Source organism: Proteus sp. ZN5 (assembly GCF_011046025.1).
Taxonomy (GTDB): Bacteria; Pseudomonadota; Gammaproteobacteria; order Enterobacterales; family Enterobacteriaceae; genus Proteus.
The window spans coordinates 969,146-989,896 of record NZ_CP047639.1; the positions used below are offsets into that span (position 1 = coordinate 969,146).

Sequence of the window (20,751 nt, forward strand, 5' to 3'; positions counted from 1 at the left end):
AATTAAAGCGCGTATTAATACGAGTGTTTTTGGATAGTTGCGATATAAAATGAAGAAAAAACGCCCCTCATTACAGGATGTCGCTTCACGAGTTGGTGTTACCAAAATGACAGTGAGTCGTTTTTTGCGTAATCCCGAACAAGTCTCTGAAGCTTTACGAGAAAAAATTGCGCGCGAATTAGATAGCCTCAATTATATTCCTAATCGTGCCCCTGATATTTTATCGAATTCAACCAGTCATGCGATTGGGGTATTGCTGCCTTCTTTAACTAACCAAGTTTTTGCTGAAGTTATTCGTGGCATTGAATCAGTGACCGATAAATACGGTTATCAAACCATGTTAGCGCACTACGGATATCGTGCTGAAAAAGAAGAAGAACGCCTACTTTCATTACTCTCTTATAATATCGATGGGCTTATTCTCGCTGAAAGAACGCACACACCAAAGACAATGAAAATGTTAGAAACTGCGGGTATTCCTGTGGTAGAAATCATGGATAGCGTTTCGCCTTGTTTTGACTCAGCAGTAGGATTAGATAACGTTGACGCTTCAGAACAGATGGTCAATGAGATGATCAAACGTGGATGCAAACGGGTTATCTATCTTGGTGCTAGACAGGACGAAAGAACCTTAATGCGTTTACAAGGTTATGAAAACGCAATGCAAAATGCGGGTTTACCTATTGGCAATGTGATGACACCAAAAAGCTCATCTTATTCGTTAGGGGCTGAATTATTACATGCTGCACGTAAGCAATATCCTGATTTAGACGGACTTTATTGTACCAATGACGATATCGCAATTGGTGCCATTTTTGAGTGTCAACGTTTAGGCATTTCTGTGCCGGAGGATATTGCGATATCGGGTTTCCACGGGCACGATGTTGGACAAGTGATGACGCCTCGTTTGGCGAGTATCTTTACCCCTCGTGATGAAATGGGGCAACAAGCTGCTGATTTATTGCTTAAGCGAATGAAAGGCAAAATTGCTCGAGGCCAAGTGATTGATGTTGGTTTCCGCATTATTACGGGTGAAAGTATATAATTAATTAACTTGCTGATAATTTTAGAAAATAATATTTTTTGAAGCCCTATTGTTATGTTTGTAACAGTAGGGTTTTTTATTGAAAAGTCTTCTCTCTTTCAGTGTTATTACTCGTAATTTGACTGTGAATAAAAAAGATGTTGGTCAGATATTTTGTTGTCATTTTGTAGATCATCTTACTTTCATTTGAGAGTCGCTTCACATTTTCACTTCTTAGTTGATCTTCGTTGTTGTATTTACCTTGCCACTTCGGATATGTTACCCGTAACAGTTACGGGTAACATTACAAAAAAGACTTAATATCTGCCTTAAAGGAGCATTCTATGAACGATACCCAATCCCTACACCATGTTTTCATCTTAATGGGGGTATCAGGCAGCGGTAAATCTGCGGTCGCAAGTGGTGTAGCACAACGTACAGGTGCTGCATTTTTGGACGGTGATTTCCTCCATCCTCGCTCAAATATTACTAAAATGGCATCTGGCCATGCTTTAAATGATGAAGATCGTAAACCTTGGCTACAAGCATTAAATGATGCCGCATTTGCAATGCAAAGAACCAATAGTGTTTCGTTAATTGTTTGTTCTGCATTGAAAAAACAGTATCGCGATATGTTAAGAGACGGCAATCAATGCCTGCACTTTTTATATTTAAAAGGTGACTATGCGCTGATTGAAAGTCGTTTAAAAGCGCGTAAAGGACACTTCTTTAAACCTCAAATGTTAGTGACACAATTTGAAACCTTAGAAGAGCCAACAACAGCTGAAAACGATGTGTATGAAATTGATATTTCAATGCCACTTGATGATGTGATTGAAAGTGTAATTAATAAGATAAATTCAGTCACTCAAGGGACTTTTGAAGGGGAAATGGTATGAGTACATTAACACTTGTGCTAACGGCAGTTGGCTCTGTTTTATTACTGCTCTTTTTTGTTATGTATGCACGTTTACATGCTTTTATTGCATTAATGATTGTTGCCATTGGTGCGGGTATTTTCTCAGGCATGCCTTTGGAAAAAATCACACAAACCATGCAAAACGGAATGGGAGGTACTTTAGGTTTCCTCTCTATTGTCGTCGCACTGGGAGCAATGTTTGGTAAGGTGCTACATGAAACAGGGGCATTAGACCAAATCGCAGTACGATTATTAAAATATTTTGGTGAGAAACGTGCCAACTACGCATTAGGTATCGCAGGTTTAATTTGTGCTCTACCTCTGTTCTTTGATGTGGCCGTTGTTTTATTAATTGGTGTTGTATTTGCTGTTGCTCGCCGTACAGGTGGCAATGTAGTGAAAATGGCAATCCCTTTATTTGCGGGTGTTGCAGGTGCTGCAGCCTTCTTATTACCGGGACCAACACCGATGTTGTTAGCTGACCAAATGAATGCTGATTTTGGTTGGATGATCTTAATTGGTCTGTGTGCTGCTATTCCGGGCATGTTATTAGCAGGTCCTATCTTTGGTAACTTTATCAGCCGTTACGTTACTTTAGAATTACCAAAAGATTTGTCTGAACCCAGTTTAGGTCAGAACAAAATGCCTTCCTTTGGTTTCAGTCTTGCACTGGTGTTATTACCTTTAGTGTTAGTAGGATGCAAAACCATTGGTGCACGTTTCGTTGAGAAAGGTTCAGAGCTGTATAACATTCTTGAATTTGTTGGTCATCCATTTATCGCTATTCTTGTCGCGTGTTTAGTGGCTATTTACGGCTTAGCAATCCGCCGTGGTATGAGTAAAGAAAAAGTGATGGAGATTTGTTCCGCTGCAATCCAACCCGCAGGGATCATTTTACTGGTAACAGGTGCTGGCGGTGTCTTTAAACAAGTGCTGGTAGATTCTGGTGTTGGCCCTGCATTGGGTAATGCTTTAATTGGTGCCGGTATGCCAATCGCAGTCGCATGTTTTATTCTGGCTGGTGCAGTGCGTGTTATTCAAGGTTCAGCAACAGTTGCTTGTTTAACTGCTGTCGGTTTAGTTTTACCTGTTATCAATGAGCTGGGTTACAGCGGTGCTCAAATGGCTGCATTATCAATCTGTATTGCGGGTGGCTCTATTATTCTTAGCCACGTTAATGACTCTGGTTTCTGGCTATTTGGTAAATTTACAGGTGCAACAGAAGCTCAAACCTTAAAAACATGGTCATTAATGGAAACTATTCTTGGCACAACAGGTGCTGTGATCGGTATGATTTTCTTCACATTCCTTTGATATTTAATTTTTATTTTTCATATTATTAGCGCGTCCTTTGACGCGCTTTTTTCATTGCTATAAATGACTATCAAATATGACAGAAAATACCTTGTGTCTCATTAACCTATAGGTTTCTTTATTCGGTGGGCATATTGGGGTTGTCATATTATGGTTGACTATAATTCGCTTTTTATTAAACACACGGATTGTAATATTCACACAATCACACTTATACGAGATTCGATTTTAGCATCAAGCAATAAGCTACAAGATAAGCTTAATTTGCTTGATGAAATGGAACATCTATTTAGCAAGATGCTGGATAATTCCCGCTTATTAACTCAATTTTTAAATGAGGTTGATACCCATTTTACGCATAGCCGGGAAGAGATAGAAAATTTCTCTAGCTGGCTAAAAAAAATTAAAGAGAGCGCTAGCAATATTGATAGGCTTTCCAGCCAAGCGAATCTTTTATCGATAAATTCAGCGATTGAAGCAGGGCATATAGGACGAGAAGGCGCGGGATTTTCAGTCTTAGCCCAAGAAATGAAAAAGTTGTCATTAGAAATCCAGAAACAAGCTTCTTCTATTGCCAGCATTAATAATAATTTAGGTACTCGCTTTATCCCCGTGAAAGAAACGACAGAAAAAAACCAAGAGCAGGTTCAACAAATAAAAATACAGGTTGAAGAAGGGCATCAAAATTTAACGTCATTGTCAGAACAAGCGAGCGAGCTTAAACATATTTTTACCTTTATTTCGATGCAGCAATTTTTTAATACCGTCAAACTTGATCATGTTTTATGGAAAGAAGCTATTTATATTCATTTATTAAACAATGATGATGAGCACTGCGTTAATCAGCATACTGAATGTCGATTAGGAAAATGGTATTACCAAGGTGACGGACGGAAATTTGCAGGTACAGAGGCTTTTCGTCGTTTAGAAGAGCCTCATAAATTAGTACATGAATGTGGTCGTTTAGCGCTAAGCGCTAATATAAACGGTGATCAAGAAGCGGTAACTCAATATATAGAGCGAATGGAACAGGCCAGTGTCGATGTTATCAAGTATGTAGATGTTTTATTAAACTCAGTGAGTTACTAATTAGCTAAATAAAAACCAGAAATGCAAAAAGGAGCTTATCGCTCCTTTTTGTGTATTGAAAAGAGAGAACTAGCCTTTGTTCATTAATGTGTTCAATTGGCTATAAAGTGTGTTGGCACTGCTTTCATAACCTTCACGAGAAAGATGAACACCATCAGGTCTTGCTAAATCATACAATGCCCACGCTTTTATAGAGCACTCTCCACCCATATAGTCACGCCAATCCCAGAACAGCGTTTTCTCTTGTTGGGCAACTTCCTTTTGAATTCTGACTATATCACTTAGCCATTGAGGCTGTTGTGAACGGCAGTCAGGGGCTTCTTTATTTTTGATTGAGTCAGACGGCCCAATTAATAAAATAGCGCTATTAGGGGCTTGCTGGCGAATTTGGCGAATTTTATCTGTAAGTTGCTGGCGATAAGCATTTAAATCGAAAGTATCATTAAAGGCTTCGTTTGTACCATAAGCCAAAATAACCATATCAGGATGTAATTGTCCTAACGTCTCAGTCCACTGCGCACCCCATCTATCCATCATATTAATAGTGGCACCATTAATGCCTAATGAGGAAAGCATAACACCGGGCTGTTGATTGGTGATCAACCAACCGCCTAATTTAACTGGCTGGTTTTTGCTAACTGTAATGCTGACAGGAAATGTCATGGCTGTTGGATCCGAAAATTGCCATTTACCTTGTGTTTGCGATAGTGAAAGAACTTTGTTTGTCGATGACTGTACATTCACTTGCGCTGTCGTTGGCGTTTTATAAAGTGCCTGTAATTGATAGCGCTGCTGAGTTACTGGGTTTTCAGATAACTGTAATTTTGCCCATTTAGCTTGAGGTTCACTAATAAAACCTCCTAATGGGAAATCAGGATCGCTATCTTTCCTGCTTGAAAGCAGTGCCCAAGCTTTTTTGTCACTTTGGTATTGTACGTTCGCAATACGCTGGCCTGCGATATTCGTCGGAGGGATAAAACCAATACCGCCATTACCATAGTCAGCCTGAAAACGTTCACGCAACTTACCACTGAAAAAATCAGCCGCAGTATGAGAATCCCCTAACTGAACGATATGCACAGTTTGGCGACCTTGCTGTAATTTCTTAACAAAGCCCGCAAAATGGGGATCATGGTAGTTATAAAGCTGTCTTGAACCATCAGCAGGTAATACTGTGGGTGTTGGGAGCTTTACTGTTTTTTCAGTGTCTTGGTTACAAGCAACTAAGAGCGAAACTAAAGTCAGTATGATTGAGCTACTGACTAAAGTTTTACGCTCAAGGATGTGCGTTATTTGTTTCATTTACAATAACCGTGTTTTTATCTTTTACATCATCGACTGCATTATCTTCTTTAATTTCTTCTTGAAGATGAATACGTGAGAATACGTGTTGAGCAATAATTTGCTGACCTTTTAAGCTAAAATGAATACCATCACCGGCTCTTAACTTAACACGACTGCTGCCATCACCCATATAATCAGAATAAATATCTTTTTCATATTTAAACATATCATTGACGGAAAGGTAAATTTCGCCCATCTTCTCAGCTTCTTCACGGTAAAGTTTATCAAGATATGCCATACCTTCAGATAACTTCTGTTTACGCATATTAGGAGGCCCAACCCAAATCACCGTGACATTATTCTGTCTCGCATTTTCTATAATGCCTGCAATACGTGCTCGGTAGGTAGATTCCCATGCTTCACTGGCAAATTTTAAGTAGCGTCCTCCACCATCAGGCGGCATATCCCAAGGATCATTAGGGCCTAAAAAGACCACTAATAATTTGATGGAGTCGTCACTGGCTAAACGTGTCGCAATGGTTTGTGGCCAATTGAAAAAGCGTGGATAAGCAAGTCCTGTACTTTGTTTACTTAAATCGATACTGCTGATGTTGTAATCCGTTTGCAGTTGACGTTTAAGTAAAGGGGCAACACCTTGCATCATTGAATCGCCTGCAAATAACACTTTATCTTCTGGTGATAAGATAATTTCTGTTTTTGGGACGATAGGTTTTAAGGCTTCTAATGCCGCATCAGAGACGTCAGTAACAGAATGGTAAGGTAATCCACCCATTGCTTGTTTGCGCTCTAATAATTGAGGAAAGCGTTGCGTTAATTGAGTCGCTGGGCGTGTGTATCCATTAAAGAAGTGTAAGCCAACAGCAAAGCCTTCAGGAAGCTGCTCAGGGGCTGAGGTTTGCACTATTGGTTTAGCCTGATTATCAGGATGATTAACTTGTAGGTAATCTCCATAGCTTTCTACTGCAACGAATACGCCATCACGCAGTTGTCCACCCACTTGCCAAGCATAATAGTGAGAAAGCCCAGACCAAGGTGCAGGGCGATGATATTGTTGTTGCCAAAAACGCTCTAGTGATGTTTGGTTTAGCCAAATCAGAAAGAGGGTGCTGAATAGCACCATTAAGGCAACTTTTGCTGTCTTTTTTAAGTTTGAGCAGAAATCAAAAGCTGGCATAAATAAATCCTGGCACCCCATCTGGAGACAACATGAAAATAATCGTGAGGATCAACGCAAGTGGTAGTGGATAAACATACCACGGCACTCTTTTTTCAAGACGAGCCACAATATCCCTTAATGTAACAAAACAAGGGTAAAGTAAGAAAAGTCCCCAGAACATAAAGAGGGTTAAGCCTTCAGCTTGTAATGACGCCCAAGCACCTACACTAAAGAGTTGCTGTATTAAAACTAAAGCATCTCCCACGGTTTGGCTGCGGAAAAATATCCAAGCAAAGCAAACAAAGTGGAACGTGATTATCCATGACAACAACATATTTAATGACGATAACGCGCTTGGTGGGGCATTTTTCTTCGCTGGGAGAAGACGGTGTTTAATATTTAATAACACGACTCCAATCCCGTGAATAGCACCCCAAATAATAAAGGTCATAGCAGCACCGTGCCATAATCCAGAAATGACCATTGCGGCAAAGGCATTAAAGTTTTGTCTAATCACCCCTTTACGATTCCCCCCTAAAGGAATATAGACGTAATCACGAATAAAGGTAGATAAACTGATGTGCCAGCGGCGCCAGAAATCAGCTAAGTTTATCGCTAAATAAGGCGCATTAAAGTTGCGAGGGACAACAAAGCCCAGCAATAAGGCAATACCTGTAACAAGATTGGTATAACCAGAGAAATTGAAATAGATATGCCATGCATAGGCATAAATCGCCGTCAGCACTTGTCCGCTTTGCGCTAAATCGGGCGCATTAAATACCGGATCAACATAGTTTGTTGAGAACCAACCACTTAACCAAAAGAGTTTTGCGATAGCTAAAACAATCAGCATTATCGCCCCTTTATAATCAATGATTTTTCGTGTTGGAGCCTGAATTTGTGGAAGAAATTCTTTAGCGCGATTAATTGGCCCCGCGACTATGCTTGGGAAAAAGCATAAATAAAGAACGACATCCAAAAACGGTGCTTTAGGGATCTCTTTTCTGCAAACAGAAACCACATAACTGACTGAATGGAAAATATAGAAAGAGAGTCCTAATGGCGCAAGCAACTCAATAAGAGGCAGTTCAATACTGAGTCCCCATTGTTGGAATGCTTGTGTCAGCGTTTCTTGGAAGAATGAGTAATATTTAAAGGCAGTAAAATAGATCGCAACTAATAATCCTAATAGCCAGTATATGATTTTAGAGGATGTGTACTTAGTTAATATATTCGCCAGTAAATAAATAAAGAGAGTGTAACTTAATAAGATAATCGCAGGGCGATAATCCGCACAAAAGAGAAAAGCATAACTTACTGTTATCAGTAGGATATTTTGGATCTTAACGTGCTTTTGGAAGAGCCAGTATAGAACAAAAAAACTAACAAAGGCTCCGAGAAACTCGAATGAAAAAAAATTCATAAAGGGCTCTAAGGGTGTGATTTAAAAGTCATACCAAACGTGTTACCCCATATATTATGAATTCTAAGCAGGCTTTCAATCAAAAGATTATCTTGTGATAAATAAAAGCCACTTTTCTCTAGAAAGAAAAGTGGCTTTTTATCAGATGAAAGCTTGTTAAAGCTTAGCTATTTTGCTTCGACTGCAACTGAGCTTGAGTGATCAGTTTTTTATTTGAGTCGAACATTTCGGTCAGATAATCGTTATAACTTGAACCCAATTCTGAGTAACCTTTCAAGTCAGTGATTAACTGGCGAGAGTCGAGTTGTTGCTGCGTCATTCTTTGCTGTGCTCTTGAGGAGCGCAATGAATTATAGGCGCGGTGCGTATTAAGATTACGCATATAAGCAATCACTGAGCCTTCAATATCAGGGTAGGCTGCGTAGCCTTTGGTTTTCCCTGGAACGTTATTGCAAGACTGACTCCCACATCGCATACCGAATAGATTGTTATTTTGTTGTGCCAACTTTGATGTTCCCCAGCCAGATTCTGTAGCGGCTTGCGTTGCGACAAAGTGTGTCGGAATAATATCAACGCGAGTCAGTAACGAATCCCAATTTACTTTTTTAGGGCTGGTACATGTGACGCCATAGTATTGACAGATTTCACGCAGTTTTTTCAAATCTGCGCTGCCCCAGTGCTGGGCTTTACGTTGAGCAGTTAACCACTCACGATCTCTCATTATCTTATTATTAACATTGTCAATAATAGGAACTATGACATTTAAAAACGCTTTCTTACGCTGTGTTCCCGAAGGGTATCTTTTCAAATCTGGCAACGGTGTTGACGTGCTTTTGAAAGAATACGCCTGCAGTATCTGGGAACTGCTGGTACTGGTTGAAGCAAAACTTACACCAGTAAATAGTAGTGAAATCAAGAAAGCGAAGACGGCACTTGTCCTCATCAATTGAGAGGGCATTGCTTCTCCTCGTTTAACTGGATAAAAATCGAACGAATACTAGCAAATTACTTTTTTCATAGCTACAAAATATCGCCTCACATTAGGATAACTACGAGTGATTTGTTAAATAAATGTATAAGGTTTACTGGAAAGCCTCGTTTTATAATCGCTTTTCTCCTTTAACAAAAAGTGCTTTTTTATCGTAAACTTAAATTTATCTTATGATAAAAGCAGTGACTTAACCTAAATTTAGTAAAATTAAGCGTTTTTAATGTGTCAATTTTGTTTGTTATTTAGTCAATTTTTGTTGTTTTTGGTCTAGTTTTATTATCAATTTCGCGCGCTTTTTCTGTTAAATCAGTGAAATCCGCTTCATTCCAGTAGGTTTTAGGATGCGGTAAATTTCCCATTTCCTTTGTTGGCCAAAGCTGAAATTCTGCTAATTGTTCTAAAACGTAACCAGAATAAGCACTAGGTAAAGTGAGGTAGTGAGGGACCGTTATTTCCTCGAAAGGTAACACTGGATACCGTTGGTCTGAGATATGATAATCACGCAGTAAAACTAAGAATTTATCGGGAACTCTTTGCTGACTATCCCACCATTGTCCATCAATAACATCAAACCATTGTTGCGTTAATTGGCGGGATTGAGCCTCTAACTGATAAAGAGCAGAAGGAATAATACCCTGCATTGATTGATTATATTGCTCAAGGCTGGTGGCATGACCCGTTAAGATCAGTGTAAGAGAAAGCCTTGCTCCAATTAAATTGGAATAGAGATCTTCGGGTGAAAATGCAGAGATACCTTCTGAAAAACCGGGTACAGAGCGAAAACCATACCATTGTGCAATTTCATGCCATACCGCAAGGCGATAACCGAGATGTGCAGCAAGATAGGCGCTTAAGGTATAACGCTCTAATTCGTTTTTAGGTGGTGTGAATGCGTTAAAGTAGATTTTACGTTGTGCCAACTCATCACTTAGCGTTAGCGTCCACTCTTGTCCTAATTTGGGATAGATATGACTAAAGAGATAATAAGTGTAATCTGCGGTATCACGAATATGGGCGATATCAAGAAATCCGCCTTTATGAGAATAAATTAAGCCAGATTTTTCGCTTCCTAAACCCAATACTGCCCCTGTACCTAACCAAAAACTGTCATTGTAACGGTGATTGCCTAATGCAGAGGCCTCAACAACATTATCAATACGATAGAAAGGAATAGGAATTTCAAACGCTTTTACTTTTAAGTCGTAACCAAAGGCACAACACGGTCTTAAACCATTGGGTGCCGTTAACGGTTCGGGAGTTTGCCAAAGTTGTGTTGCTTCTTCGTGGGTAACACTATCAAGATTGGCGTGCAGAGATTTAACGGGTATGACTTGAGTGCAGCCTGCAATAAATAAGAAGAAGACAAGGGTGTTGATAAAAAGAAACCGCTTAAACATCAAAATGCTTCACCTACTTGAAAATAGAATCCTGTACTTTCTTTACCTATACCAAAATCGAGACGTACATTCATACGGGGTTTAAATTCAAATCGATAACCCACACCGACACTCGGTAGCCAATGACCTTTACCTAAATCACGCGCTTGGTCGCTTAACGTACCACCACCAACCCAAAGTGCAATGCCATGACGCCAATCGAGTTTCTGGCGGTACTCTAATTGAGTTGAAAATACGTGGTTATCTTGATATCGCCCTTCGTAATAGCCTCGCATTTGCTGTCCATTACTTAGTTTAGACAATTGGCTCCAAGGCACATCACCTGATGTGAAACGGGCATAATTATCAAATGCTAATACCGAATTATCACTTAAGGGATAATAGTAGTTATATTGTATCTGCGTCGCATTAAAGCGGTTATTACTGCCCGTATCTGGTGAATAATGGGTATAACTGATATCAAAAGCCTGACCTTGATAAGCATTCGGTAAGAAATCGCGACTATCGTAAGTAAAGCGAACCGTTAATCCCGAGCTGGTTGAACGTAAAGGTAAATCACGTGCATTCATATAGTCTTTAAAGGGATTATCTGGGGCAGCAGCTTGTAGATTGGAGTAATCCCACCCTAATCCTATATAGGTGTTTTTGGTAATTTGGCGCAGTAACGTGGGCGTTAGACGCAATTCTTGAGAGCGAAACTCACCGAAATGATCTTTTACACGTCCTTCGTGATAACCCTCACCCCAATAATTGGTAGGGACATTATTTAATGTTCCTGTGAGATAAAAGCGCCAAGTATCGTCAGCCAGATAAGTGTAGTTGTTAAAGTTCATGCCAAAAGCACCGGTTGATGAACCAAAGCCACTTAATGAGAGAGACGAGATTTTGCTATCAGGGCGACTATCAGCTTGATAAAGACCAACAAGGGCGATACCTACACCCAATTCTAGCTCTGGTGTATAAAATGGGCCCGGTAATATGCCCCAGTCAATAGTTTTACTGCGGTCAAAGTTATTTTCTCCCCCTAATCCAACTAGCCATTGGTCTATTTGTTGTCTATCGGGAAAGAGTTGTGCTTGTGCTGTGTGTGAAGTAAATAGGCTGGCAAATACCAGCCCAAAAATAAAAGGGTATTTAACCATTAAAAACGGAACTCACCTGAAATAAGGAAGCTATTACGATTATTAAAACCTACTTCAGTGATCACATTAAAGTTACGTGTCACTTCTAAACGCGCCCCAAGAGTTTGGTTCCATTTATGGGCAAGATGCTGTTCAACATCAAATTTGATATTACCCATAAATGAAGAACCGAGACCCATTAAATCATCTAACCCATCAGGTAAATCTAGTCTGCTGACATCTCCCCTAAAACGTTGAGTAATATCTTGGTACATTGCACCTGTCCAGACTTGTAGTTTGGTATTGCCTTGACCCGAAATTAGTGGTGAGAAAATAAATTCATAGCCCACTCTAGGGGTGATAACTAAGGCTTTAATATCACCGTCTAAAATATCAAGGTTTGTTTTGGTATAGTTTAAATCGAAGGTGCCAAAAAACTGGTTATAGCCACCCGCTAAGGTAAAGCCACCACCATAAGACTTGCCCTCATAATTTAATTTAAAAGGAACATTTTCAACAGAAGGTTCAGTTGCATCAGCAAAGTAAACGGAGTTTAATTGTGCAACAGATGTACCCTTTGTTTTTCCATAAATCCCATACACATTCATAAAAGGAAAAACCCAAGTATCCAGTTTTAACATATGGGATTCGTTGTTACTGCGAGTGTGGCCAACATCAATGTCAACAAGGCCAAGAAGAGCCTGACCTATTGGAGTACTGGAGCTAAAACCAATTTTATCTACAACTACATCTTGTCGTAGATTCATATAGTTATAACCAATACCAAAAGGCTCTGGAATATCATAACCGCGGGCGCGAGCTTCATCGCCCCAAATGGGTAAAACACGAGATTGGCTTGCAGGGGTACGAGTATCTAATGAACCTTCATTATTTAAAGCAGTACCACCTGATTGATTCACACTTAAAGAGAATAGTGGGCGATCGCTATCCGCGTAAGAAAAGCCAGTCGCAAGAAGAGAGGCGGTTAATACCACCTTATTTAAATTGGAAAAGTTCATACATAACCCACAGGAAATTAAAAAAGTAAGTAGTAAAAGAGTAGCGGAAAATTTTAATCTTTTTCTAATTGGTGGTCACCAGCTATAAGTGCGATATACAGTAATTGATGCTTGAATTTCGCATTATTTTAGTATTATTAAGGGATTATTAAGTTAATACCCCTATTTTTCCTAAGAAAACCTTAATAAAACAAGTTGATTAAAATTATAAAGGAGAATGATAATTCTTTTTCCAATTATTACTATTTTATTACCTTCCATATTATTGATGAAATTAACATCGAAATAAGCTATTTCGGTGATAAACCGTTATGATAATAGTCGTTTTATATGGACTCTTTTAATAAAGGAACGTTATGACCTATCAAGAGCTTTATCAGTACGCCATTTTTATGCTATCTCGCCGTGATTACAGTACAAGCGAACTGCAACGCCGTATCGAACGCCGAATTCGCGAAACAGAGAAAGATTCACCGACTGCACCTGAATGTTTACCTCAAGTCATTGACCGCTTACTTGAAAGCCAATATCTAGACGACAGTCGCACCATTTATAGTTTTTTTCGTAGTTATTTAAATAAATCCTATGGGCCGTTACGTATTCGCCAAGAGTTACGTCTAAAAGGATTTCCTAGCGAAATAATTGAACGTGTATTAGAAGAAACAGACACAGATTGGTACACACTCTGCCAAGATCTAAAAGAGAAAAAATTCGGTACAGCTAAACCCAAAGACTTTAAAGAGAGAGCCAAGCAAATTCGTTATTTGCAATATCGTGGGTTTACTTCTGAATATATCAATGCACTGTTTTAATTGATTAACGTAGTGTCATTGCTATATCAGCTATTTTTATCATTATGTAAGATAGATATTCTTGTGTATATAAATCAATCGACTTGATGTTTTTATAGGGGGAGTCAAGCGTAAAAAATAAAATAATAAGATCAAACTCTTTTCTTACGGGGTTATTTTCTTATATATATGATATTTAAATTAAGGTGATGTTGTTATTAATAAATACTTATTTTAAATTATTTAGACAATGGAAAGTGATAATTTTTAATAGGGAAATCTATTTTATGTTTAGTCATTTTTTCTATTTTTAATTTCTTTATTTTTTATTTCTATAATAAATTGTATATCTAATAAATATTAAATTACCGTGTTAGTCTCATTTTAATATTAAAATAAACCGCGATATTGCTCACAAATATAAATAAATGCATATTTAATTATCTTTTTTTGACTAATATATATTGTGATTGATGCAATCATTATATTTAAAAACACTTATTAATAATTATGAGGCTTTATTATGAAGAAAAATAAACTTATGGTATTTACTGCAACATTATTATTATCATCAGCGGGTTTTATTTCAACCGCATCAGCTGATGTGACGTTAAAACATGGCTATATTGATGTCCCTCCCAGCAGAGCTTTCCTTTGTTCAGCAAAGGGGAAAAATTTAAATAAAGATTGTGGTCCAATACAGTATGAACCTCAATCAATTGAAGGGCTAAAAGGCTTTCCTAACGATGGGCCTGCTGATGGTCAAATTGCTAGTGGTGGAAAAGAGGCTTTTTCTGCTTTAAATGAACAAAGTGCTGAGCGCTGGCATAAAGTAGCAATGAAAAGTGGAGAAAATACCTTTAAATGGACATTAACCGCTAAACACAGCACAGCTTCATGGCAATTCTTTATTACCAAACCAGAGTGGGATGTAAATAAACCACTGACTCGTGCTGATTTTGATTTAACACCATTTTGCCAACAAGATGATAATGGGAAAATACCAACAGCAACCGTAGAATTAAACTGTAATATACCAGAACGTTCAGGTTATCAGGTTATTTTAGGTATTTGGAATATTGCAGATACAGGCAATGCCTTTTATCAAGTCATTGATGCTGACTTTAAAAAATAATCAATTTAACGTAATAGAAGAAATTATTTAATATCAATAATAGTATTGTACTCAATCTTATTTGTTTTAAATTATAAATAGATCATAAATCCGAATTCTAAATTTGGATCAGAGTTAATGTTTTTTATTAACTAGAAACTATAATTATTTATTATTGTTATTTAATTAATAGCGCCTCTACTCGGGCGCTATTTTTATTATGGGCTTTAGCCAGTTTAAGTCGCGTCAGCGTCTTAAATATAAAACCACCCGCTATGCGGGTGGGTATTAAAGGTTATACCAAGAAAAACACCTTTCCGTTACGATATAGATGTTCAAGCTAATATTCGTAACTTAAATAAGGAAAGGTGTTTATGGGCATTAAAGCACAAAGCTCAGCACATACAAAGTGGCTGTGTAAATACCATATCGTCTTTTCGCCGAAATATAGACGGAAAGTGATTTTTAATAAAATTCGTTCAAGTATAGGTGAAATCCTTCGAGACCTTTGTAAATATAAAGGTGTGGAAATAATCGAAGGGCATCTTATGCCAGATCATGTTCATATGTTAGTGAGTATTCCACCGAAGATATGCGTATCAAGTTTCATGGGATATTTGAAAGGTAAAAGTTCGTTGATGATCTTTGATAGACATGCCAATCTCAAATATAAATTTGGCAACAGAAAGTTTTGGGCGGAAGGGTTCTATGTCACAACAGTTGGACTCAATGAAGCCACAATTCAAAAGTATATCAGAGAGCAAGAAAAGTCGGATTTAATCTCGGATAAATTGAGCAGTAAAGAATATGAAAACCCCTTCAAGGGGTAAGCCAAAGTAGCAAAGACACTTAGCTTGAACGAAGAGAAAGCAGCGTCATTTAGGCGCAGTCGGTAACAAGCCCTTATAGGGCAAGAGCAAACCACCCGTTTTACGGGTGGTTATGATTGTAACCACTAGAAATCCATCGCGCACAATGTTACTTTTTACGTTATACCTATAATTATTTAGCTTAAAAACCAACATCATTGAGGCGCGATTATGGAAATTTATTTAGATACAGCGGATATCGAAGAAGTCAGAAAACTCTCTCAAGTTCTTCCTATTGCAGGTGTCACCACCAATCCGTCTATTATTGCTAAATCAGCACAAGATATTGAAACGTTGTTACCTGAGTTAAAAACGGCTATGGGTGGTAAAGGTCGGGTATTTGCACAGGTCATTGCCAGTGATGTCGATACCATGATTGAAGAAGCATTGCGTATCGGAAATATTGCAGATAATACCGTGATTAAAATTCCTGTTACAGAAGCAGGGCTTGTCGCTATTAAACAATTAAAACAAAAAAATATGCTGGTATTGGGCACTGCGATTTACAGTGTATCCCAAGGACTAATGGCTGCATTAGCTGGTGCGGATTATATTGCCCCTTATGTGCACAGAATGGACAGACAAGGCTCTGATGGCGTAAGAGTGGTAAAAGAATTACAAACTTTAATTACGATGCATAATTTACCCACAAAAATCCTAGCGGCAAGTTTTAAAACACCACGACAAGTGGTCGATTGTTTATTAGCAGGGGCTTCTTCAGTGACATTACCGATTGAGCTTGCTTACTCTATTATTCGTTCTCCGGTTGTCGATGATGCGGTAAATAGATTCGCAGATGATTGGCAAACTGCATTTGATCGCCGCCTTCTTTAGTGAGATCTACTTAGACGTTATATGATCAAGCGCTATTCTATTTATATAGCGCTTAATTGATATTTATTTGAGATAAGCGTGAATGAGTCTTATTTGAAATATTATTTCATTATTTTTAAATAAAAAATAAATAGGTAGTTTTTATTGAAACAATCTTCTTTTATTAGTGATTTTAAATAGAGTGATCATCTGCCCATTTTAGCTAATTATATAGAATTATATTATAGATACATGATTTATAATTATTATTATCTCGGTATGACATTGATAATATAATAGATAAATGAATATTAAAATTAAATCTCCTCTTATCACTCTATTTAATCTTTAATTTTTCTAATGAATTTTTATAGGTCTATCAACAAGCGAAGGTAAACGATTATTGATTTATATCTAATAATAAGCCACCTTTCTGGCAATCTAAATTAAAATCTATTACTATAATCTTAGTCTATAAATGGATTATTAATATAATCTATTTCTTTTTTATTTTGTTGTTTTAAATGCTTTTAAAATCAATGTGATAAATTGTATTTTTTTAAAGTGTTTTTTATATTTTAATATTTAATTAATTTTTTATTTTTACTCGGTTTAATTGTTATTACTTTGGGTTTAATAACAAAATAATAAATTGTGACGGGTGTGTTAATTAAAGAGTTTGGTTGTTAAAAATAAACTAAGCATTATTTTGATAAGTTTGTTAACTTCTCAAATTAACAGGGAAAACCGATACTCCGCGGTGCAATGATAATTAACATATATAGTTATTATCTTTATTTAGTGATAAATAAATTTCATTTGTGATATTGGAGTAATTATGTGTGAAGAATACATGAGTAAGCCACTCTATCTGTCAATTGCTGACTGGGTTCAAGAGCAAGAACGTTGGGTAAGTGCAAAGGAAATCGCAAAAAAATTCGATATTCCTCAATGCAACGCAATTAATATCGTTTCTTATATTCTTTCTGATGTAAAAGAAATTGAGTGTGAAACGAAAAGCGTTCCTAACCAACTAGAAGGTAGAGGCTGTCAGTGTCAACGGATGATCAAAGTCAGTCATATTGATCCTCAAGTCTATTCACGTTTAAAAGGCCATATTCAAGAAAAAAGTAGTCAAAGCTCTCCTGAAAAATTAGCGGCGATGATCCCTCATGGATTGAACCATGAGCAAAAATGGCAATGGATGTTGTCAAAATCTCAACGTCGCTAATTACGTGGCTTCGTTTCATACTAAACAATTTAAGTAATGACGACAGGCGCTTGTAACGCCTGTCGTAGTTTGTTACTGACCTTTAGGCTTTACATCTGTTGTACCACGTAAACGTGGGCGATTAGGTTCAGGTGCAGTTAAAGGTGTGGTTTCAACTAAGCTTTGGCGACAACGAACCGCCAAATCTTGATATTCGCGTGTGTTCATACGCTTCCATTCCATGTCATTATCAGTAATATCCCGCACATGTTTTGCAGGGCTACCAATCAGCATTTGCCGAGGTTGTCCTTGAAAGCCTGCTTTCACAAAGCTCATCGCGGCAACAATACTTTCTTCGCCAATCACTGCACCATCCATAATCACGCTATTCATACCCACTAAACTATCACGCCCGATAATACAACTATGGAGAATTGCGCCGTGTCCAATATGCCCATTTTCTCTAACAATGGTATCCATATCGGTATAACCGTGCATGATACAACCGTCTTGAAGGTTAGCACCTGCTTCAACAATCAAGCGCCCATAATCCCCTCTGAGTGATGCAAATGGACCGATATAAACACCTGCACCGATAATCACATCACCAATTAATACAGCAGATGGATGAACATAAGCTGTTGGATGAACCACAGGAATAAGACCTTCAAACGCGTAGATACTCATCAGTTTTCCTCTTTGTTGTATTATCGAGATCAACGATAATTACCTGCCTTTCCATTCAGGTGCGCGTTTTTCAGCAAAGGCTAATGGGCCTTCTGTGGCATCTTCTGAATGTAAAACGCTTGGGTAATGTTTTAGCACACCACTGCGCATAAGTTTGTAACCCTCTTCAATGGAAAGCTCGCTGGTGGCACGATAAATCTCTTTTAATGCAGCTACAGCCAGTGGGGCACTGTTGGCAATTTGGTCTGCAAGTTCACGTGCGCTGTCCATAAGTTCAGCGGAGCTGACAACACGGTTTGCAATACCCCAACGCAGTGCTTCGTCAGCATTCATGCGACGACCTGTCATCAGCATTTCATTGACGATAGCCGGTGGTAAACGTTTAGGTAAACGCAGAACACCGCCGCTGTCAGGTACAATACCTAACTGCGCTTCAGGTAAAGCAAAAGAAGCATTGTCTGAACACACCATCATGTCGGCAGCGAGTGCTAATTCAAAGCCACCACCAAAAGCATAGCCGTTAACCGCAGCAATGACAGGTTTATCCAGATTGAAAAGCTCAGTTAAACCCGCAAAACCACCAGCACCAAAGTCAGCATCAGGTGCTTCACCTTCAGCCGCAGCTTTTAAATCCCATCCTGCAGAGAAAAAGCGTTCGCCTGCACCTGTAATAATTGCGACACGTAAGCTTGGATCATCACGAAAGCGGAGAAAAACTTCACCCATTTCATGGCTTGTTTTCGCATCAATAGCATTGGCTTTTGGTCTGTCTAATACAATTTCAAGTACTGAACCACGAGTTGTTAGGTGTAATGACTGGCTCATGTTGTATTCCTTTTCGTCATCAAAAATAAGCATTTATGATTGAGGTTATTAATTTGTGGTTAAATCTACCTATGCCTTATTTCAAATGCTTTTTAATCACTTTTCCTGAGCAGTTACGAGGCAATCCGTCTCTAAATTCAACTTCAGAAGGGACTTTGAATTTCGCCATATTTTGCTCACAGAAATGGAAAAACTCTTCTTTACTCAAGGTCTCATTTTCAACCAGTACAACAAACGCTTTAATCGCTTCATCACGAATATTGTCAGGTACACCAATTACAGCCACATCTTGAATTTTAGGATGTGAAGAAATGATGTTCTCAATCTCAACACAAGAGACATTCTCACCCCCGCGTTTGATCATATTGCAACTGCGATCAACGAAATAAAAAAAACCTTCATCGTCACGATAACCATAATCTCCAGTATGTAGCCAATCATCAGGCTCTAAGGCTTTTGCAGTAGCATCAGGTCGGTTGTAATACTCTTTAAAAATGGTTTTTCCGGGCTCGCCTTTTACGCAAATTTCACCCACAACCCCATCAGGGACTTCGTTGTTTTGTTTGTCTCTGATTTGAGCTTGATAGCAAAAACCGGGTCTACCAATTGATGGCCAACGGCGTTTATCGCCGGGTCTGTCACCAATTAAACCAACAATGGTTTCTGTCATGCCATAAGAGGTGAGTAATCGCACGTTAAAGCGTTCAAGGAAGGCATCTTTTTCTTCATCAGCAAGATTGAGGTAAAACATCACTTCACGTAATTTATGCTGCTTTTCTTCTGATGAAACAGGTTGCGCCATTAAGGTTCTCATCATCATTGGAATACATTCCGCGACCGTTGCTTGGTATTTAAGGATCTGTTTCCAAAAGGCTCTGGCACTATATTTTTCTAACAATACAAAGGTGGCACCCACTGAAAATGCAGCAAGTGATGCTGTGCATTGGCAGTCAATATGAAAAGCAGGCATAACCGTCAGGTAAACGTCGTCTTCACGTAGTGCGTTTTGCCATGATGAGTAATAACCCGCAAAGCGTAGATTATAGTGTGTGATAACTACGCCTTTGGGTTGAGAAGTTGTTCCTGAGGTAAAAAGAATTTCAGCAGTATCATCCACACTTAATGGTGTGTGATGATTAAGCGTAACAGGGTGCTTGGCTTTTTCTTTTAAAAAGTCGATAACGCCTTTTTCAGCAGGCAGACTGTTTTCTGTTATTAAAAACAGTTGCGTTAAAGGGCATTGTTCATCCTGCAACATAGGTTGGTAAATAGGATAGAAATTATCGCGAGTGATCACGTAATGAGCTTGGCAGTGATTGATTATCCATGCACTCTCTTCATACATAAAGCGCGCATTAATTGGCACCATGACAGCGCCAATTTTTGCCAAGCCAAACCAGCAAAAGAAAAACTCAGGACAGTTATCAAGATGTAAGGCAACGTGATCGCCTTTTTTTATGCCACCAGCATGAAAAAGATTTGCGGTTCTATTTATCTCTTCATTTAACTCACTGTAGCTAAATTGTCTCACGTGTCCTTGTGCGGATTCAAAAATTAGCGCTGTTTTTGTACCATAAACCTCTGCCAAATCATCCCACATCTGACGTAAGTTTTGTTTGCCAATCACATCCATTAAACTGTTACCCTATTCTTTTGCTGTAAATTCAGACGTGTTTTATGCCTA

Annotated in this window: 19 protein-coding genes; 9 read left to right on the forward strand and 10 right to left on the reverse strand. The window is 38.4% G+C overall.

Annotated features, from left to right (window positions below; translation table 11 throughout):
* The first annotated feature begins 49 nt into the window (after nucleotides 1-49).
* The 4 genes from gntR to GTK47_RS04470 all read left to right on the forward strand — a co-directional run bounded on the left by gntR (nucleotide 50) and on the right by GTK47_RS04470 (nucleotide 4,346).
* Nucleotides 50-1,045, forward strand: a complete 996-nt coding sequence (gene gntR, locus GTK47_RS04455; RefSeq protein ID WP_109402404.1) for a gluconate operon transcriptional repressor GntR — start codon at nucleotides 50-52, stop codon at nucleotides 1,043-1,045.
* A gap of 323 nt (nucleotides 1,046-1,368) precedes the next feature.
* Nucleotides 1,369-1,923, forward strand: a complete 555-nt coding sequence (gene gntK / locus GTK47_RS04460; RefSeq protein WP_109402403.1) for a gluconokinase — start codon at nucleotides 1,369-1,371, stop codon at nucleotides 1,921-1,923.
* On the forward strand, nucleotides 1,920-3,257 hold the full coding sequence (gene gntU / locus GTK47_RS04465) for a gluconate transporter (protein ID WP_098941817.1): 1,338 nt from the start codon (nucleotides 1,920-1,922) through the stop codon (nucleotides 3,255-3,257). Before gntK ends, gntU begins: the two co-directional genes overlap by 4 nt.
* 150 nt (nucleotides 3,258-3,407) lie before the next feature.
* Nucleotides 3,408-4,346 (forward strand): methyl-accepting chemotaxis protein, encoded by a 939-nt coding sequence (locus tag GTK47_RS04470; protein WP_165122279.1) that lies wholly within the window; start codon nucleotides 3,408-3,410, stop codon nucleotides 4,344-4,346.
* A gap of 69 nt (nucleotides 4,347-4,415) precedes the next feature.
* On the opposite strand, the gene GTK47_RS04475 is transcribed toward GTK47_RS04470, so the two are convergent.
* The 7 genes from GTK47_RS04475 to GTK47_RS04505 form a co-directional block, all read right to left on the reverse strand.
* On the reverse strand, nucleotides 4,416-5,648 hold the full coding sequence (locus tag GTK47_RS04475; RefSeq protein WP_165122280.1) for an SGNH/GDSL hydrolase family protein: 1,233 nt from the start codon (nucleotides 5,646-5,648) through the stop codon (nucleotides 4,416-4,418).
* Nucleotides 5,623-6,825: an SGNH family hydrolase gene (locus tag GTK47_RS04480; RefSeq protein ID WP_165122281.1), complete on the reverse strand. Its 1,203-nt coding sequence runs from the start codon at nucleotides 6,823-6,825 to the stop codon at nucleotides 5,623-5,625. The genes GTK47_RS04475 and GTK47_RS04480 overlap by 26 nt, the downstream gene beginning before the upstream one ends.
* Nucleotides 6,812-8,230, reverse strand: coding sequence for an MBOAT family O-acyltransferase (locus tag GTK47_RS04485; protein ID WP_165122282.1), 1,419 nt, complete (start codon nucleotides 8,228-8,230; stop codon nucleotides 6,812-6,814). The genes GTK47_RS04480 and GTK47_RS04485 overlap by 14 nt, the downstream gene beginning before the upstream one ends.
* A 163-nt stretch (nucleotides 8,231-8,393) precedes the next feature.
* Complete coding sequence (locus GTK47_RS04490; RefSeq protein ID WP_165122283.1) at nucleotides 8,394-9,188, reverse strand: protein bax; 795 nt, start codon at nucleotides 9,186-9,188, stop codon at nucleotides 8,394-8,396.
* A gap of 275 nt (nucleotides 9,189-9,463) precedes the next feature.
* Nucleotides 9,464-10,618, reverse strand: a complete 1,155-nt coding sequence (locus GTK47_RS04495; protein ID WP_165122284.1) for a DUF4056 domain-containing protein — start codon at nucleotides 10,616-10,618, stop codon at nucleotides 9,464-9,466.
* On the reverse strand, nucleotides 10,618-11,760 hold the full coding sequence (locus GTK47_RS04500) for a BamA/TamA family outer membrane protein (RefSeq protein WP_165122285.1): 1,143 nt from the start codon (nucleotides 11,758-11,760) through the stop codon (nucleotides 10,618-10,620). Before GTK47_RS04500 ends, GTK47_RS04495 begins: the two co-directional genes overlap by 1 nt.
* On the reverse strand, nucleotides 11,760-12,758 hold the full coding sequence (locus GTK47_RS04505; RefSeq protein WP_165122286.1) for a hypothetical protein: 999 nt from the start codon (nucleotides 12,756-12,758) through the stop codon (nucleotides 11,760-11,762). The genes GTK47_RS04500 and GTK47_RS04505 overlap by 1 nt, the downstream gene beginning before the upstream one ends.
* Nucleotides 12,759-13,114: 356 nt before the next feature.
* On the opposite strand from GTK47_RS04505, the gene GTK47_RS04510 reads away from it, so the two are divergent.
* From GTK47_RS04510 to caiF, 5 genes are all read left to right on the forward strand, one after another.
* The gene (locus GTK47_RS04510; protein ID WP_165122287.1) at nucleotides 13,115-13,570 is read left to right on the forward strand and encodes a regulatory protein RecX; all 456 of its coding nucleotides are present in this window, start codon (nucleotides 13,115-13,117) and stop codon (nucleotides 13,568-13,570) included.
* Between the two features lie 502 nt (nucleotides 13,571-14,072).
* Nucleotides 14,073-14,684 (forward strand): lytic polysaccharide monooxygenase, encoded by a 612-nt coding sequence (locus GTK47_RS04515; RefSeq protein WP_165122288.1) that lies wholly within the window; start codon nucleotides 14,073-14,075, stop codon nucleotides 14,682-14,684.
* A 353-nt stretch (nucleotides 14,685-15,037) separates the two neighbouring features.
* Entirely contained in the window at nucleotides 15,038-15,493 is a 456-nt protein-coding gene (gene tnpA / locus GTK47_RS04520) for an IS200/IS605 family transposase (RefSeq protein WP_165121832.1), read from the forward strand.
* Between the two features lie 210 nt (nucleotides 15,494-15,703).
* Nucleotides 15,704-16,366 carry a fructose-6-phosphate aldolase gene (gene fsa, locus GTK47_RS04525; RefSeq protein WP_165122289.1) on the forward strand — a complete coding sequence of 221 codons (663 nt, stop codon included), beginning with the start codon at nucleotides 15,704-15,706 and terminating at the stop codon, nucleotides 16,364-16,366.
* A gap of 817 nt (nucleotides 16,367-17,183) precedes the next feature.
* Nucleotides 17,184-17,576: a carnitine metabolism transcriptional regulator CaiF gene (caiF, locus tag GTK47_RS04530; protein WP_088494508.1), complete on the forward strand. Its 393-nt coding sequence runs from the start codon at nucleotides 17,184-17,186 to the stop codon at nucleotides 17,574-17,576.
* Nucleotides 17,577-17,648: 72 nt separating this feature from the next.
* On the opposite strand, the gene caiE is transcribed toward caiF, so the two are convergent.
* From caiE to caiC, 3 genes are all read right to left on the reverse strand, one after another.
* The gene (gene caiE / locus GTK47_RS04535) at nucleotides 17,649-18,242 is read right to left on the reverse strand and encodes a carnitine operon protein CaiE (RefSeq protein ID WP_165122290.1); all 594 of its coding nucleotides are present in this window, start codon (nucleotides 18,240-18,242) and stop codon (nucleotides 17,649-17,651) included.
* Nucleotides 18,243-18,281: 39 nt separating this feature from the next.
* On the reverse strand, nucleotides 18,282-19,067 hold the full coding sequence (gene caiD, locus GTK47_RS04540; protein WP_088494510.1) for a crotonobetainyl-CoA hydratase: 786 nt from the start codon (nucleotides 19,065-19,067) through the stop codon (nucleotides 18,282-18,284).
* Nucleotides 19,068-19,143: 76 nt separating this feature from the next.
* On the reverse strand, nucleotides 19,144-20,700 hold the full coding sequence (gene caiC, locus GTK47_RS04545) for a crotonobetaine/carnitine-CoA ligase (RefSeq protein WP_165122291.1): 1,557 nt from the start codon (nucleotides 20,698-20,700) through the stop codon (nucleotides 19,144-19,146).
* Between the last annotated feature and the right edge of the window lie 51 nt (nucleotides 20,701-20,751).